The sequence below is a fragment of the Bacillus sp. JZ39 genome, from assembly GCF_053903145.1.
In genome coordinates this window covers 80,831-97,500 of sequence record NZ_CP096389.1, presented here as the reverse complement: position 1 = coordinate 97,500, position 16,670 = coordinate 80,831, and the positions used below count along the sequence as shown (strand labels likewise).

At 47.9% G+C, this 16,670-nt stretch carries 10 protein-coding genes, 9 tRNA genes and 5 rRNA genes (1 of these 24 cut by a window edge); all 24 read right to left on the bottom strand.

Features of this window, described 5'->3' with window-relative positions:
- Positions 1-311, bottom strand: a 23S ribosomal RNA gene (locus tag M1D65_RS00550); it reaches 2,617 nt to the left of the window's first position.
- A 170-nt stretch (positions 312-481) separates the two neighbouring features.
- Positions 482-2,031: ribosomal RNA gene (locus M1D65_RS00545) — 16S ribosomal RNA — on the bottom strand.
- A gap of 172 nt (positions 2,032-2,203) precedes the next feature.
- Positions 2,204-2,279: transfer RNA gene (locus tag M1D65_RS00540), tRNA-Ala, on the bottom strand.
- A gap of 8 nt (positions 2,280-2,287) precedes the next feature.
- Positions 2,288-2,364, bottom strand: a tRNA-Pro gene (locus M1D65_RS00535).
- Positions 2,365-2,391: 27 nt separating this feature from the next.
- Positions 2,392-2,468 (bottom strand) — tRNA-Arg (locus tag M1D65_RS00530).
- Positions 2,469-2,477: 9 nt separating this feature from the next.
- Positions 2,478-2,563: transfer RNA gene (locus tag M1D65_RS00525), tRNA-Leu, on the bottom strand.
- A gap of 14 nt (positions 2,564-2,577) precedes the next feature.
- A tRNA-Gly gene (locus tag M1D65_RS00520) sits at positions 2,578-2,652 on the bottom strand.
- 40 nt (positions 2,653-2,692) lie between these two features.
- Positions 2,693-2,775, bottom strand: a tRNA-Leu gene (locus M1D65_RS00515).
- 6 nt (positions 2,776-2,781) lie between these two features.
- A tRNA-Lys gene (locus M1D65_RS00510) sits at positions 2,782-2,857 on the bottom strand.
- A 36-nt stretch (positions 2,858-2,893) separates the two neighbouring features.
- A tRNA-Thr gene (locus M1D65_RS00505) sits at positions 2,894-2,969 on the bottom strand.
- A gap of 4 nt (positions 2,970-2,973) precedes the next feature.
- Positions 2,974-3,049, bottom strand: a tRNA-Val gene (locus tag M1D65_RS00500).
- 22 nt (positions 3,050-3,071) lie between these two features.
- Positions 3,072-3,187: ribosomal RNA gene (gene rrf / locus M1D65_RS00495) — 5S ribosomal RNA — on the bottom strand.
- A 55-nt stretch (positions 3,188-3,242) separates the two neighbouring features.
- Positions 3,243-6,170, bottom strand: a 23S ribosomal RNA gene (locus tag M1D65_RS00490).
- Between the two features lie 170 nt (positions 6,171-6,340).
- A 16S ribosomal RNA gene (locus tag M1D65_RS00485) occupies positions 6,341-7,890 on the bottom strand.
- The 16S, 23S and 5S rRNA genes sit together here with 9 tRNA genes alongside, the layout of an rRNA operon.
- Before the next feature lie 310 nt (positions 7,891-8,200).
- Positions 8,201-9,700, bottom strand: coding sequence for a lysine--tRNA ligase (gene lysS / locus M1D65_RS00480; protein WP_003226674.1), 1,500 nt, complete (start codon positions 9,698-9,700; stop codon positions 8,201-8,203).
- A 91-nt stretch (positions 9,701-9,791) separates the two neighbouring features.
- Positions 9,792-10,793, bottom strand: coding sequence for a tRNA dihydrouridine synthase DusB (gene dusB / locus M1D65_RS00475; protein ID WP_014475588.1), 1,002 nt, complete (start codon positions 10,791-10,793; stop codon positions 9,792-9,794).
- Between the two features lie 23 nt (positions 10,794-10,816).
- Positions 10,817-11,026, bottom strand: coding sequence for a helix-turn-helix domain-containing protein (locus tag M1D65_RS00470; RefSeq protein ID WP_003226678.1), 210 nt, complete (start codon positions 11,024-11,026; stop codon positions 10,817-10,819).
- Entirely contained in the window at positions 10,978-11,481 is a 504-nt protein-coding gene (gene folK / locus M1D65_RS00465) for a 2-amino-4-hydroxy-6-hydroxymethyldihydropteridine diphosphokinase (RefSeq protein WP_003242690.1), read from the bottom strand. The genes M1D65_RS00470 and folK overlap by 49 nt, the downstream gene beginning before the upstream one ends.
- Positions 11,478-11,840 carry a dihydroneopterin aldolase gene (gene folB / locus M1D65_RS00460; RefSeq protein WP_014478613.1) on the bottom strand — a complete coding sequence of 121 codons (363 nt, stop codon included), beginning with the start codon at positions 11,838-11,840 and terminating at the stop codon, positions 11,478-11,480. The genes folK and folB overlap by 4 nt, the downstream gene beginning before the upstream one ends.
- A complete protein-coding gene (gene folP, locus M1D65_RS00455) occupies positions 11,833-12,690 on the bottom strand; it encodes a dihydropteroate synthase (RefSeq protein ID WP_049140516.1) in 858 nt (285 codons plus the stop codon). The genes folB and folP overlap by 8 nt, the downstream gene beginning before the upstream one ends.
- Complete coding sequence (gene pabC / locus M1D65_RS00450) at positions 12,672-13,553, bottom strand: aminodeoxychorismate lyase (RefSeq protein ID WP_456270863.1); 882 nt, start codon at positions 13,551-13,553, stop codon at positions 12,672-12,674. Before pabC ends, folP begins: the two co-directional genes overlap by 19 nt.
- Complete coding sequence (gene pabA / locus M1D65_RS00445; RefSeq protein ID WP_014475585.1) at positions 13,553-14,137, bottom strand: aminodeoxychorismate/anthranilate synthase component II; 585 nt, start codon at positions 14,135-14,137, stop codon at positions 13,553-13,555. The genes pabC and pabA overlap by 1 nt, the downstream gene beginning before the upstream one ends.
- 13 nt (positions 14,138-14,150) lie before the next feature.
- The gene (locus M1D65_RS00440; RefSeq protein WP_101502506.1) at positions 14,151-15,563 is read right to left on the bottom strand and encodes an anthranilate synthase component I family protein; all 1,413 of its coding nucleotides are present in this window, start codon (positions 15,561-15,563) and stop codon (positions 14,151-14,153) included.
- 166 nt (positions 15,564-15,729) lie between these two features.
- Positions 15,730-16,656, bottom strand: a complete 927-nt coding sequence (gene cysK, locus M1D65_RS00435; protein ID WP_003218399.1) for a cysteine synthase A — start codon at positions 16,654-16,656, stop codon at positions 15,730-15,732.
- Between the last annotated feature and the right edge of the window lie 14 nt (positions 16,657-16,670).

Below are 16,670 nucleotides of genomic sequence, written 5' to 3'. Positions count from 1 at the left end.
AGAGTGTCCTACAACCCCAAGAGGCAAGCCTCTTGGTTTGGGCTAATCCCGTTTCGCTCGCCGCTACTCAGGGAATCGCATTTGCTTTCTCTTCCTCCGGGTACTTAGATGTTTCAGTTCCCCGGGTCTGCCTTCTCATATCCTATGAATTCAGATATGGATACCACTCCATTACGAGTGGTGGGTTTCCCCATTCGGAAATCTCCGGATCAAAGCTTGCTTACAGCTCCCCGAAGCATATCGGTGTTCGTCCCGTCCTTCATCGGCTCCTAGTGCCAAGGCATCCACCGTGCGCCCTTTCTAACTTAACCGTTAAAAAGAATCACTATGTGATATCTTGTGTTACTAATTGAATGTGATGTCTACTGTTATCTAGTTTTCAAAGAACACGTTTCGAAGGAATGATCCTTCAAAACTAAACAAGACAGGGAACGTTCTGTTTATAAGACCCAAGGTCTTATATTCCGTATAATATCCTTAGAAAGGAGGTGATCCAGCCGCACCTTCCGATACGGCTACCTTGTTACGACTTCACCCCAATCATCTGTCCCACCTTCGGCGGCTGGCTCCTAAAAGGTTACCTCACCGACTTCGGGTGTTACAAACTCTCGTGGTGTGACGGGCGGTGTGTACAAGGCCCGGGAACGTATTCACCGCGGCATGCTGATCCGCGATTACTAGCGATTCCAGCTTCACGCAGTCGAGTTGCAGACTGCGATCCGAACTGAGAACAGATTTGTGGGATTGGCTTAACCTCGCGGTTTCGCTGCCCTTTGTTCTGTCCATTGTAGCACGTGTGTAGCCCAGGTCATAAGGGGCATGATGATTTGACGTCATCCCCACCTTCCTCCGGTTTGTCACCGGCAGTCACCTTAGAGTGCCCAACTGAATGCTGGCAACTAAGATCAAGGGTTGCGCTCGTTGCGGGACTTAACCCAACATCTCACGACACGAGCTGACGACAACCATGCACCACCTGTCACTCTGCCCCCGAAGGGGACGTCCTATCTCTAGGATTGTCAGAGGATGTCAAGACCTGGTAAGGTTCTTCGCGTTGCTTCGAATTAAACCACATGCTCCACCGCTTGTGCGGGCCCCCGTCAATTCCTTTGAGTTTCAGTCTTGCGACCGTACTCCCCAGGCGGAGTGCTTAATGCGTTAGCTGCAGCACTAAGGGGCGGAAACCCCCTAACACTTAGCACTCATCGTTTACGGCGTGGACTACCAGGGTATCTAATCCTGTTCGCTCCCCACGCTTTCGCTCCTCAGCGTCAGTTACAGACCAGAGAGTCGCCTTCGCCACTGGTGTTCCTCCACATCTCTACGCATTTCACCGCTACACGTGGAATTCCACTCTCCTCTTCTGCACTCAAGTTCCCCAGTTTCCAATGACCCTCCCCGGTTGAGCCGGGGGCTTTCACATCAGACTTAAGAAACCGCCTGCGAGCCCTTTACGCCCAATAATTCCGGACAACGCTTGCCACCTACGTATTACCGCGGCTGCTGGCACGTAGTTAGCCGTGGCTTTCTGGTTAGGTACCGTCAAGGTACCGCCCTATTCGAACGGTACTTGTTCTTCCCTAACAACAGAGCTTTACGATCCGAAAACCTTCATCACTCACGCGGCGTTGCTCCGTCAGACTTTCGTCCATTGCGGAAGATTCCCTACTGCTGCCTCCCGTAGGAGTCTGGGCCGTGTCTCAGTCCCAGTGTGGCCGATCACCCTCTCAGGTCGGCTACGCATCGTCGCCTTGGTGAGCCGTTACCTCACCAACTAGCTAATGCGCCGCGGGTCCATCTGTAAGTGGTAGCCGAAGCCACCTTTTATGTTTGAACCATGCGGTTCAAACAACCATCCGGTATTAGCCCCGGTTTCCCGGAGTTATCCCAGTCTTACAGGCAGGTTACCCACGTGTTACTCACCCGTCCGCCGCTAACATCAGGGAGCAAGCTCCCATCTGTCCGCTCGACTTGCATGTATTAGGCACGCCGCCAGCGTTCGTCCTGAGCCAGGATCAAACTCTCCGATAAAGTAGTTTGACTGACTACGCACATCGCTGTGCGATTTTTAAAAACTGAATTAACAGGTACGTTTTGTCTTGTTTAGTTTTCAAAGATCATTTTGTTTGTCCGCTTTGTTAAAGCAACTTTATTAGTATACAACGTCACTTCTTCAAAGTCAACAACTTTTTTTAAAAACTTTTGGTGGAGCCTAGCGGGATCGAACCGCTGACCTCCTGCGTGCAAAGCAGGCGCTCTCCCAGCTGAGCTAAGGCCCCATAAAAAATGGTCGGGAAGACAGGATTCGAACCTGCGACCCCATGGTCCCAAACCATGTGCTCTACCAAGCTGAGCTACTTCCCGATTTCCCATCTATTCTATTAAAAGATATGGCGCGCCCGAGAGGAGTCGAACCCCTAACCTTTTGATCCGTAGTCAAACGCTCTATCCAATTGAGCTACGGGCGCAAAACATAATGCCGAGGGCCGGACTTGAACCGGCACGGTAGTCACCTACCGCAGGATTTTAAGTCCTGTGTGTCTGCCAATTCCACCACCCCGGCGTGGATGGTATAGTTGGAGCGGAAGACGGGATTCGAACCCGCGACCCCCACCTTGGCAAGGTGGTGTTCTACCACTGAACTACTTCCGCAGACAGGATGTCCAGTTTTTCTAACTGTTATCCTATATAATGCGGGTGAAGGGACTTGAACCCCCACGTCATAAAGACACTAGATCCTAAGTCTAGCGCGTCTGCCAATTCCGCCACACCCGCGTAAAATGGTGAGCCATGAAGGACTCGAACCTTCGACCCTCTGATTAAAAGTCAGATGCTCTACCAACTGAGCTAATGGCTCTTCTACAAGAGACTTGAGTATTATATCATATAAAAGTGGTGCCGGCAAGAGGACTTGAACCCCCAACCTACTGATTACAAGTCAGTTGCTCTACCAATTGAGCTACACCGGCATAATGGTGGAGGATGACGGGCTCGAACCGCCGACCCTCTGCTTGTAAGGCAGATGCTCTCCCAGCTGAGCTAATCCTCCATAATTGCACTAACGTGCAATTGCTTGGCGGCGTCCTACTCTCACAGGGGGAAACCCCCGACTACCATCGGCGCTGAAGAGCTTAACTTCCGTGTTCGGTATGGGAACGGGTGTGACCTCTTCGCTATCGCCACCAAACAAATTGAGAGTGTTCTCTCAAAACTAGATAACAGATGTGGCATCATTCAAAAATATGGTTAAGTCCTCGATCGATTAGTATCTGTCAGCTCCATGTGTCGCCACACTTCCACCTCAGACCTATCAACCTGATCATCTTTCAGGGATCTTACTTCCTTGCGGAATGGGAAATCTCATCTTGAGGGGGGCTTCATGCTTAGATGCTTTCAGCACTTATCCCGTCCGCACATAGCTACCCAGCGATGCCCTTGGCAGAACAACTGGTACACCAGCGGTGCGTCCATCCCGGTCCTCTCGTACTAAGGACAGCTCCTCTCAAATTTCCTGCGCCCGCGACGGATAGGGACCGAACTGTCTCACGACGTTCTGAACCCAGCTCGCGTACCGCTTTAATGGGCGAACAGCCCAACCCTTGGGACCGACTACAGCCCCAGGATGCGATGAGCCGACATCGAGGTGCCAAACCTCCCCGTCGATGTGGACTCTTGGGGGAGATAAGCCTGTTATCCCCGGGGTAGCTTTTATCCGTTGAGCGATGGCCCTTCCATGCGGAACCACCGGATCACTAAGCCCGACTTTCGTCCCTGCTCGACTTGTAGGTCTCGCAGTCAAGCTCCCTTGTGCCTTTACACTCTGCGAATGATTTCCAACCATTCTGAGGGAACCTTTGGGCGCCTCCGTTACCTTTTAGGAGGCGACCGCCCCAGTCAAACTGCCCACCTGACACTGTCTCCCCGCCCGATAAGGGCGGCGGGTTAGAAGGTCAATACAGCCAGGGTAGTATCCCACCGATGCCTCCACCGAAGCTGGCGCTCCGGTTTCCAAGGCTCCTACCTATCCTGTACAAGCTGTACCAACATTCAATATCAGGCTGCAGTAAAGCTCCACGGGGTCTTTCCGTCCTGTCGCGGGTAACCTGCATCTTCACAGGTACTATAATTTCACCGAGTCTCTCGTTGAGACAGTGCCCAGATCGTTGCGCCTTTCGTGCGGGTCGGAACTTACCCGACAAGGAATTTCGCTACCTTAGGACCGTTATAGTTACGGCCGCCGTTTACTGGGGCTTCAATTCGCACCTTCGCTTACGCTAAGCGCTCCTCTTAACCTTCCAGCACCGGGCAGGCGTCAGCCCCTATACTTCGCCTTACGGCTTCGCAGAGACCTGTGTTTTTGCTAAACAGTCGCCTGGGCCTATTCACTGCGGCTCTCTCGGGCTTGCACCCTAACAGAGCACCCCTTCTCCCGAAGTTACGGGGTCATTTTGCCGAGTTCCTTAACGAGAGTTCTCTCGATCACCTTAGGATTCTCTCCTCGCCTACCTGTGTCGGTTTGCGGTACGGGCACCTCTCACCTCGCTAGAGGCTTTTCTTGGCAGTGTGGAATCAGGAACTTCGCTACTATATTTCGCTCGCCATCACAGCTCAGCCTTATGGGAAACGGATTTGCCTATTTCCCAGCCTAACTGCTTGGACGCGGATATCCAATACCGCGCTTACCCTATCCTCCTGCGTCCCCCCATTGCTCAAATGGTGAGGAGGTGGTACAGGAATATCAACCTGTTGTCCATCGCCTACGCCTTTCGGCCTCGGCTTAGGTCCCGACTAACCCTGAGCGGACGAGCCTTCCTCAGGAAACCTTAGGCATTCGGTGGAGGGGATTCTCACCCCTCTTTCGCTACTCATACCGGCATTCTCACTTCTAAGCGCTCCACCAGTCCTTCCGGTCTGGCTTCACAGCCCTTAGAACGCTCTCCTACCACTGTTCGAAGAACAGTCCGCAGCTTCGGTGATACGTTTAGCCCCGGTACATTTTCGGCGCAGAGTCACTCGACCAGTGAGCTATTACGCACTCTTTAAATGGTGGCTGCTTCTAAGCCAACATCCTGGTTGTCTAAGCAACTCCACATCCTTTTCCACTTAACGTATACTTTGGGACCTTAGCTGGCGGTCTGGGCTGTTTCCCTTTCGACTACGGATCTTATCACTCGCAGTCTGACTCCCAAGGATAAGTCATTGGCATTCGGAGTTTGACTGAATTCGGTAACCCGGTAGGGGCCCCTAGTCCAATCAGTGCTCTACCTCCAAGACTCTTACCTTGAGGCTAGCCCTAAAGCTATTTCGGAGAGAACCAGCTATCTCCAGGTTCGATTGGCATTTCACCCCTACCCACACCTCATCCCCGCACTTTTCAACGTGCGTGGGTTCGGGCCTCCATTCAGTGTTACCTGAACTTCACCCTGGACATGGGTAGATCACCTGGTTTCGGGTCTACGACCACGTACTCATGCGCCCTATTCAGACTCGCTTTCGCTGCGGCTCCGCATCTTCTGCTTAACCTTGCACGGGATCGTAACTCGCCGGTTCATTCTACAAAAGGCACGCCATCACCCGTTAACGGGCTCTGACTACTTGTAGGCACACGGTTTCAGGATCTCTTTCACTCCCCTTCCGGGGTGCTTTTCACCTTTCCCTCACGGTACTGGTTCACTATCGGTCACTAGGGAGTATTTAGCCTTGGGAGATGGTCCTCCCCGATTCCGACGGAATTTCACGTGTTCCGCCGTACTCAGGATCCACTCAGGAGAGAACGAAGTTTTGACTACAGGGCTGTTACCTCCTATGGCGGGCCTTTCCAGACCTCTTCATCTACCTCGTTCCTTTGTAACTCCGTACAGAGTGTCCTACAACCCCAAGAGGCAAGCCTCTTGGTTTGGGCTAATCCCGTTTCGCTCGCCGCTACTCAGGGAATCGCATTTGCTTTCTCTTCCTCCGGGTACTTAGATGTTTCAGTTCCCCGGGTCTGCCTTCTCATATCCTATGAATTCAGATATGGATACCACTCCATTACGAGTGGTGGGTTTCCCCATTCGGAAATCTCCGGATCAAAGCTTGCTTACAGCTCCCCGAAGCATATCGGTGTTCGTCCCGTCCTTCATCGGCTCCTAGTGCCAAGGCATCCACCGTGCGCCCTTTCTAACTTAACCGTTAAAAAGAATCACTATGTGATATCTTGTATTACTAATTGAATGTGATGTCTACTGTTATCTAGTTTTCAAAGAACACGTTTCGAAGGAATGATCCTTCAAAACTAAACAAGACAGGGAACGTTCTGTTTATAAGACCCAAGGTCTTATATTCCGTATAATATCCTTAGAAAGGAGGTGATCCAGCCGCACCTTCCGATACGGCTACCTTGTTACGACTTCACCCCAATCATCTGTCCCACCTTCGGCGGCTGGCTCCTAAAAGGTTACCTCACCGACTTCGGGTGTTACAAACTCTCGTGGTGTGACGGGCGGTGTGTACAAGGCCCGGGAACGTATTCACCGCGGCATGCTGATCCGCGATTACTAGCGATTCCAGCTTCACGCAGTCGAGTTGCAGACTGCGATCCGAACTGAGAACAGATTTGTGGGATTGGCTTAACCTCGCGGTTTCGCTGCCCTTTGTTCTGTCCATTGTAGCACGTGTGTAGCCCAGGTCATAAGGGGCATGATGATTTGACGTCATCCCCACCTTCCTCCGGTTTGTCACCGGCAGTCACCTTAGAGTGCCCAACTGAATGCTGGCAACTAAGATCAAGGGTTGCGCTCGTTGCGGGACTTAACCCAACATCTCACGACACGAGCTGACGACAACCATGCACCACCTGTCACTCTGCCCCCGAAGGGGACGTCCTATCTCTAGGATTGTCAGAGGATGTCAAGACCTGGTAAGGTTCTTCGCGTTGCTTCGAATTAAACCACATGCTCCACCGCTTGTGCGGGCCCCCGTCAATTCCTTTGAGTTTCAGTCTTGCGACCGTACTCCCCAGGCGGAGTGCTTAATGCGTTAGCTGCAGCACTAAGGGGCGGAAACCCCCTAACACTTAGCACTCATCGTTTACGGCGTGGACTACCAGGGTATCTAATCCTGTTCGCTCCCCACGCTTTCGCTCCTCAGCGTCAGTTACAGACCAGAGAGTCGCCTTCGCCACTGGTGTTCCTCCACATCTCTACGCATTTCACCGCTACACGTGGAATTCCACTCTCCTCTTCTGCACTCAAGTTCCCCAGTTTCCAATGACCCTCCCCGGTTGAGCCGGGGGCTTTCACATCAGACTTAAGAAACCGCCTGCGAGCCCTTTACGCCCAATAATTCCGGACAACGCTTGCCACCTACGTATTACCGCGGCTGCTGGCACGTAGTTAGCCGTGGCTTTCTGGTTAGGTACCGTCAAGGTACCGCCCTATTCGAACGGTACTTGTTCTTCCCTAACAACAGAGCTTTACGATCCGAAAACCTTCATCACTCACGCGGCGTTGCTCCGTCAGACTTTCGTCCATTGCGGAAGATTCCCTACTGCTGCCTCCCGTAGGAGTCTGGGCCGTGTCTCAGTCCCAGTGTGGCCGATCACCCTCTCAGGTCGGCTACGCATCGTCGCCTTGGTGAGCCGTTACCTCACCAACTAGCTAATGCGCCGCGGGTCCATCTGTAAGTGGTAGCCGAAGCCACCTTTTATGTTTGAACCATGCGGTTCAAACAACCATCCGGTATTAGCCCCGGTTTCCCGGAGTTATCCCAGTCTTACAGGCAGGTTACCCACGTGTTACTCACCCGTCCGCCGCTAACATCAGGGAGCAAGCTCCCATCTGTCCGCTCGACTTGCATGTATTAGGCACGCCGCCAGCGTTCGTCCTGAGCCAGGATCAAACTCTCCGATAAAGTAGTTTGACTGACTACGCACATCGCTGTGCGATTTTTAAAAACTGAATTAACAGGTACGTTTTGTCTTGTTTAGTTTTCAAAGATCATTTTGTTCACTTCGTTCAAGCGACTTTATTATTATAACTCGTTGACTCAGTGAAGTCAATAACTTTTTTTGAATTTCTTTTTTTCGTTATCGCCTTGTTTAGCGGCAACGAATAATAATATACCACCTAGTAAATAATAGTGCAATAGTTTTTTTGAAGAAATACTAAGGAATTTAAAAAGAGCGGCATCCTTTCCCTATGGAGGATACCGCTCTTCTTTATTAGCGTTGTCTCATTTGCGGGAATAACAGCACATCGCGAATAGAAGGGGCATTCGTCAGCAGCATAACCAGACGGTCGATACCGATGCCTAAACCTCCTGTTGGCGGCATACCGTATTCCAGAGCTTCAACAAAGTCTTCATCCATTAGATGAGCTTCATCATTACCGGCTTCACGCTCTTTTAATTGCGCTTCAAAGCGTTCTCTTTGATCAATAGGATCATTCAGCTCTGTAAACGCGTTAGCATGTTCACGGCCAACGATAAACAGCTCAAAACGGTCTGTAAAACGCGGGTCCTCAGGGTTTTTCTTAGCAAGAGGAGAAATTTCTACAGGATGCCCGTAAATAAACGTTGGCTGAATAAGCGTTTCTTCAATTTTTTGCTCGAAGAATTCGTTGATGATATGGCCTACTGTCATAGAATCTTTAATTTCTACACCATGTTCTTTTGCATATTCACGCGCCTGTTCAACAGTAACCTCTTCCCAGAAATCAACGCCGGTCGCTTCTTTGACTGCGTCAACCATATGGATTCTTTTCCACTCCGGTTTAAGGTCGATTTGCTCTTCCCCGTATTGAATCGTAGTTGTGCCAAGCACTTCTTGGGCGATATGAGCGACAAGGTTTTCAGTTAAGCTCATGATATCTTTATAGTCCGCATATGCTTCATATAACTCAATCATTGTAAATTCAGGGTTATGGCGTGTAGAGACACCTTCGTTACGGAAAACACGGCCGATTTCATATACTTTTTCTAAACCGCCGACAATTAGACGTTTTAGGTGCAGTTCGATAGCAATACGCATATAGAGTGGAATGTCTAACGCGTTGTGGTGAGTGATAAACGGACGCGCAGAAGCTCCCCCAGGAATGCTGTGCATTGTAGGTGTTTCTACTTCTAAGTATCCATGATCATCAAGGTATCTTCTCATAGCTTGAATGATCTTGCTTCGTGTAATGAACGTATGTTTGCTGTCTGGGTTTACGATAAGATCCAGGTAGCGCTGACGGTAGCGCTGCTCAACGTCTTTTAAACCATGGTATTTGTCAGGAAGCGGACGAAGCGCTTTTGTCAGCAATTCAAAGGAAGTTGCTTTAACAGACAATTCGCCTACATTTGTTTTGAAGACTTTTCCGGTTACGCCGATAAGATCACCAAGGTCAGAAGACTTGAAGATTTCATATTGGTCGTCACCGACACTGTCTTTTCTTACGTAGATTTGGATTTGGCCTTCTAAATCCTGAAGATGGGCAAAGCCGGCTTTTCCTTTGCCGCGTTTTGTCATCATGCGGCCTGCGATTGTAACTTCAATCGCTTTTTCTTCTAACTCTTCTTTGGTTAGATCTTGATATGCCGAAATAACTTCTTGAGACTGATGAGTTCTTTCAAAACGTGCGCCGAATGGATCGATGCCGTTATCTCTCAGCTGATTCATTTTATCGCGTCTGACTTGCAGCTGATCATTCAATTCTTCATGGTTATGCTCTTCTTGACTCATTGTTATCACTCCATTACAGATATTGTTTCATGAAAAAAGCAGAAAAACTGCCAGCGTAAAACTAGCAGTGAGCAGCAAATAGAGGTGAGTATTATCCTACTTTTGCATTTTGAAGCTCTTTTGCCTCAACTTCAACCGTAAATGCATCTAAAAGCTGTACAAACTCTTCTCTCGTCTCGCAATGATTGATTTCATTACGAACGTTCGCATTGCCTTTCACGCCTTTCAGATACCATGCAGCGTGCTTTCTCATTTCTCTTACCGCTACGTTTTCACCTTTTAAGTCAATCAGGCGGTCAAGATGCAGTTTGCATACGGCCATTTTTTCGCGTACTTGCGGCTCTTCTTTTAATTCACCTGTTTCAAGATACTGAACCGTACGGTAAATCATCCACGGGTTGCCCAATGCAGCGCGTCCGATCATGACCCCGTCTACTCCTGTCTCATCGAGCATACGCTTAGCATCCTGCGGTGTCTTAACATCGCCGTTTCCGATAACCGGAATCGATACTGATTGTTTAACTTCTTTGATGATATCCCAGTTTGCCGTTCCTTCGTACATCTGCACTCTCGTACGGCCGTGAAGCGCCACTGCTTTACCGCCCGCACGTTCTACAGCCTGTGCATTTTTCACTGCGAAAATGTGGTCTTCATCCCAGCCCATTCTCATTTTCACTGTAACTGGTTTATTAACAGCATCCACTACTGCAGAAACCATTTCGTAAATCTTATCAGGGTCGAGAAGCCATTTGGCTCCCGCATCGCATTTTGTAATCTTCGGCACGGGACATCCCATGTTAATATCAATGATATCAGCAGTTGTGTTTTGGTCTACAAACTTCGCCGCTTCCACAAGGGTTTCCTTTTTTCCTCCGAAAATTTGAAGGCTCAGTGGTTTCTCGCGTTCATCAATATAAAGCATACCCATTGTTCTTGCATTGTTGTAAAGGATCGCTTTGTCACTGACCATTTCAGCGCATACCAATCCGGCTCCGAATTCCTTTACAGTCAATCTGAACGCAGAGTTGCAGACACCAGCCATAGGTGCGAGCACAACCCGGTTTTTCAATTGAATATCTCCGATTTTGAACAATTTTTCTCCTCCTTTCATTTGTTCTATTTTTCTGGCGGCGCCAATTCGTCCGCACTTATATTTAAAACATCAGCTGCATCTTGAATGATGGCAGCTGACGGCAATCGGTTTCCGCGTTCAATTTCGCCGAGAATAGAAACTGATATACCTAATGCTTTTGCAAAACCTTCTTGAGTATAACCTTTCAGCTTTCTGAATGCACGAATTCGTCTACCCCAGATTTCTGCTTCCATACTCTTACACCTTCTTGGTCTGTTTCGGCGCTTGTAGCCTCTTTTTCAACCTGCTGGCAAATTTCCGCAAGCGGCGCAAGGACAAACAAACGCTCATACATTCTCGGATGCGGAACAATTAGTTGCTCTGTTTCAATATTTTCACGATTAAATAACAAAATGTCAAGGTCTGCCGTCCGCGGCCCCCATCTTACTTCCCTTGTTCTGCCTAATTCATTTTCTATCTGCTGCGTCAGTTCAAGTAGTTCAAAAGGGTTCAGTGATGTCTTGATTTCAACAGCCATATTCAAAAATTGAGCTTGATCTTCGTATCCGACCGGGTCAGTTTCGTAAATAGACGACACTTTAGTGACTGTCACCGCAGCATGCTGATGCAGTAAAGCCACTGCTTGCCTTAAATACGTTTCTCTATCTCCAATATTAGATCCAAGTGCAATATAAGCTATGTTGTTCATGACTTTTTTCTCGTAATTTCAATTGCTACTGATTTATAGTGTCCGGGAATTGGCGGGTCTGGCTTAATCACTTTCACCGTACATTGCTGAACAGGCTGAAATTTTTCGAGAACAGTGCCAGCAATACGTTCCGCCAGCGTTTCTACCAATTTTACAGGCTCCCCTTCCACGATATCTTTACATACGTGATAGAGCTCAGCATAGTTGATCGTTTGCTCAAGGTCGTCTGTTTGTCCGGCTTTGCTTAAATCCAGCTCAGCGGTTAAATCGACTTTAAACCGCTGGCCAAGTTTGTTTTCTTCTTTGAACACACCGTGATATCCGTAAAACTCCATACCTTCTACATAAACTTTATCCATGGTGCACCCCTCCCTTATTCAGCATCGCGTCCATCATTTTCGCCATTCTGGCAATTTGCTTTACATCATGGACCCTGACAATGTCACAGCCTTTTTGAATGCCGAGACACACAGTCGCGCCTGTGCCCTCAGCCCGCTCCTCAGGCGGAAGATCCAGAACACGTCCGATGAATCTTTTTCGGGAGGTTGCCAGAAGAACCGGATATCCCAATCCGCTGAAAATCTCTAGTTTGTTCATCACTGCCAAGTTATCGTGATAGGTTTTCGCGAAACCGATACCGGGATCAAGAATAATGTTCTTCTCGTCTACTCCGGCCTCAACAGCAATTTTTACACTCTCCATTAAGTCCGACAGCATATCCGGCAATAAGTCATTGTAGTTTCTTTCAGGGCGGTTATGCATGAGAACAATTGGAACATTATGATCAGCTGCAACGGAAGCCATCTTCGGATCATGTTTGGCTCCCCAAATATCATTGATAATGGATGCACCGGCTTTCACTGCTTCATCTGCGACAGAAGCCTTGTACGTGTCTACAGAAATAGGAACACCAAGCTCTTTCGTAATCCGCTCAATCACCGGAATGACTCTGGACATCTCCTCATCCTCAGATACGCACTCAGCGCCAGGCCTTGTCGATTCCCCTCCGATATCAATGATATGGGCACCATCATCGATCATCTCTTTCGCGTGCAGCAGCGCCTTGTCCAAGCTGTCATATTTTCCGCCGTCCGAGAAAGAGTCAGGCGTTACGTTTAAAATTCCCATCACCAGCGTCTTCTCTTTATATGATAAAGCGCTGGGCTTAGTGTGGATTACTTGTGTTTGATCTATTGTGTGCTGCGCCATGCTCTTCCTCCCTTTTCATGAATCATGTTCTTTATTTCTTTTTTGTATAACAATTGAAGAGCGGAGGTTGCTTCTCCGCCTTGCCTTCCATAGTTTACTTCTTCTATTTTAGTAAACGGGATGATTTCAAGAACCGAGTTCGTCATCCACGCTTCGTCAGCTGTCAAGAGAGCTTCTAGCTCATATCGGCCCGTTTTGAGCTCCAGGCCGATATTCTTTGCATTTTCTATGATAAAACGTCTCGTGACGCCGTCCAGAATACCGGTATCAAGCGATGGCGTATAGATACAGCGACCTTTTCTCCAGAAGACATTAGATATGATACCCTCTGCAACAACTCCATCCTCCGTTAGGAAAATTCCCTCGACACGCGGATCATTTCCAATTTCACGTTTCGCATACATATTATTTAGATAATGATGTGATTTTAACCGGAACGATCCCTCTGGAGTGTTTCTCCGTATCGATAAAACCTTTCCTTCTTTTTGCAAAGGAAGACTTTCTGGTTTCAGCTGATTCATAAAGCAAAAAACGGTCGGCTTATCGTACGTCTGGGCGACAAACCCTTTATCGCTGAGTCCCGCTGATATGTTCAGTCTGACGCGGGCATTGCCATCCTTGATATTATTTAGCTTAAGCAGCTTGTCCAGCATCTCAAGGATCTCATGCTTTGAAACAGTATATTCGATTTGCAGGTCCTTAAGCGCTCGTTCAAGCCTTTCTATATGCCAATCAAGCAAAAACGGACAGCCTTCGTAGAGCCTGAAGGTTTCGAAAACACCGATCCCATATAAAAACCCATGGTCAAAAGGAGAAAGAACTGCATCTTTCTCCTCCATATACCGGCCGTTCACATATATCATCACGCAATAACTTCCTTGCGATATGTCTCAATAAAATTTCTGAGCATTTCTTTCCCAAAGGAGGTCATAATAGACTCTGGGTGAAATTGCACGCCCTCTATCGGGAGGTCATTGTGGCGAATAGCCATGATTTCTCCTTCTTTCGTTTGTGCTGTTACTGTAAAACAGCTTGGCAGCGTCTCAGGTTTTACGATCAGCGAGTGGTATCGCGTCGCAACAAGGGGGTTTTTCAACCCTTCAAAAATGGTCTTGCCGTCATGCTCGATATCCGAGGTTTTCCCGTGCATAAGCCGTTCTGCCCTAACAACATCACCGCCGAACACTTGTGCGATGGACTGATGTCCGAGACATACACCGAAAATAGGAATTTTCCCTGCGAAATGTTTAATTGCTTCGAGACTGATTCCCGCCTCATCAGGGCTGCACGGTCCGGGAGATATCATCAGAAAGTCCGGAGACAGTTCTTCAATTTCTTCGATTGTGATGCTGTCATTGCGTTTCACAACCAGCTCTTCCCCAAGCTCGCCCAAATACTGTACCAAGTTGTACGTGAATGAATCGTAGTTATCAATCATTAAAATCATTTCTCCGCTCACCTCATCTAATTTTTGTCTCTTCTTTGCTCAGCTCTAATGCTCTTTGCATCGCAAAAGCTTTTTTGAATGATTCCTTGTATTCGTGCTTCGGAACAGAATCAATCACAACTCCTGCGCCGGACTGCATAAATGCCTGCCCTCCGGTTGCATAAATGGTTCGAATGACGATATTAAACTGCAGATCGTGATTATATCCAAACCACCCTATAGATCCAGTATAAAGCCCTCGGCGTGTCGGCTCAAGTTCTTCTATAATTTCCATCGTTCTTACTTTCGGTGCACCAGTAATGGTTCCTCCGGGAAACACAGCATGAATAATATCTACAGCGTCATACCCATCCTGCAGTTCACCTTGGACATTAGACACAATGTGCATCACATGCGAGTATTTTTCAATTGCCATGAATTCATTTACGCGCACAGACCCGTAACGTGATACTCTTCCCAGATCATTTCGCTCAAGATCAACCAGCATGACATGTTCTGCGCGTTCTTTTTCATTGTGTATCAATTCGTTTGCAAGCGCCTCGTCTTCTTCATTTGTTTTCCCTCTGGAACGGGTGCCCGCAATCGGTCTCGTCTCTAATAGCTTGCCCTTTTTGCTGACAAGCAGTTCAGGCGATCCGCAAATGATCTGAAAATCAGGTGTTTCTAAATACGCCATATAAGGAGAAGGATTTACTTCTCTCAAGGTTTTGTAAATTTGATATGGGTGGACAGACAGTGACTGTGACTGCCTTATTGATAGATTGACTTGAAACACATCTCCGCTGGCAATGTATTGTTTGATTTTCTCTACAGCTTGTGAGAACCCATCCTCGGTAAATGGCGCCGCGAAAGAACCATCTGTTTCAGGGTTCATCTCTCGCGAAGAGACAGCGGGAAGCTCAGTCAGCCACATCTGCTCTAACTCAGATAGCTTCACATCCGCTGTTTCCTGATCAGAACCATTAACATGAGTAATCAGCCATAGAGACTCTTCTTGATGGTCATAAACTGCTATATCATCAAAAACAAGAAAATAAATATCTGGTGTTTCTAGATCATCTAATGAGAGCATTTTAAAATTTTCAATGTACCGTGCGTAATCATAGCTGAGAAACCCGATTGCCCCGCCTTGAAAGTCAGGGAACTCATGATTCGTTTCTGTTTCCAGCGTTTTAAACCAGCTGTGGAAGGCCCGTAATGGATCACCTTCTTTAAACAGCATCTCATCACCATGCTTAATTGTAGTTATTCCGTCTTTTCCTTTCACAGTCGCAATTGGATCAAGACCGGCTATACTATATCTGCCGCCTCTTGCACTTTCAAGAAGTACATGATGTTTCCGGGATTGCGCAAGTTTCTCAAATTGTTGTAAGAATGAGTCTTTTTGAAAAGGTACTTTTTTGCCTGCCGGTCTGCGTTGTGCCATTTGTATCATTCCTCTATTTTCTTTTTTACTTGTTTTTAATTGTAAAGCAATGTTGTTAGTGAAAAAAGTGAATTTCTCTTCCAAGAATAACATTCGTCGCAGACATGGCATATTTGATGCACGAAATATAAAAAAACTCCCGGCGGACCGGGAGTTTTGGCTTTTTTTAATCGAATTGATACAGCGGCGTGCTTAAATAACGTTCGCCGTTACTTGGAATGATGGCCAATACTTTTTTGCCTTTTCCGAGTTTTTTTGCTACTTGAAGAGCAGCATAAATTGCCGCACCTGATGAGATGCCTCCGAGAATTCCTTCTTCACGTGCAGCTCTGCGGGCATATTCGAATGCTTCTTCATTCTTCACAGGGAAGATTTCATCATATACTTCAGTGTTTAAGATGTCCGGCACGAATCCAGCTCCGATTCCCTGAATTTTGTGGGGGCCTGGTTTTCCTCCTGAAAGCACTGGGGAATCTGACGGTTCAACAGCGTAAATCTTGATGGAAGGGTATGCTTCCTTCAGCACTTCACCCGCTCCCGTAATCGTTCCGCCCGTTCCGATTCCGGCTACAAATGCGTCAAGCTGGTCATCACCGAATTGCTCAACGATTTCTTTACCAGTTGTTTGGCGGTGAATTTCTGGGTTAGAAGGGTTGTTAAACTGCTGCGGCACAAAGTATCCGTGCTTTTCAGCAAGCTCTTCAGCTTTCTTAATGGCGCCTTTCATGCCTTCCGCACCAGGAGTCAGCACAAGTTCAGCACCGTATGCGCGAAGAAGGTTGCGGCGCTCCATGCTCATTGTATCAGGCATAACCAAAATGGCTTTTAATCCTTTAGCAGCAGCAACCATTGCAAGCCCGATTCCAGTATTTCCGCTTGTCGGTTCAATGATTGTATCACCGGCTTTTAATTTTCCTTCTTTTTCAGCAGCTTCAATCATGGCCAAACCGATACGATCTTTTACACTGCTTCCAGGGTTCATGTATTCAAGTTTTAGATATACATCCGCACTGTTTTCATCTGCAAGGCGATTTAATTTAACGATTGGCGTATTCCCAATTAATTCAGTAATGGAGTTTGCTACACGTACCATTCTCGACACCTCAA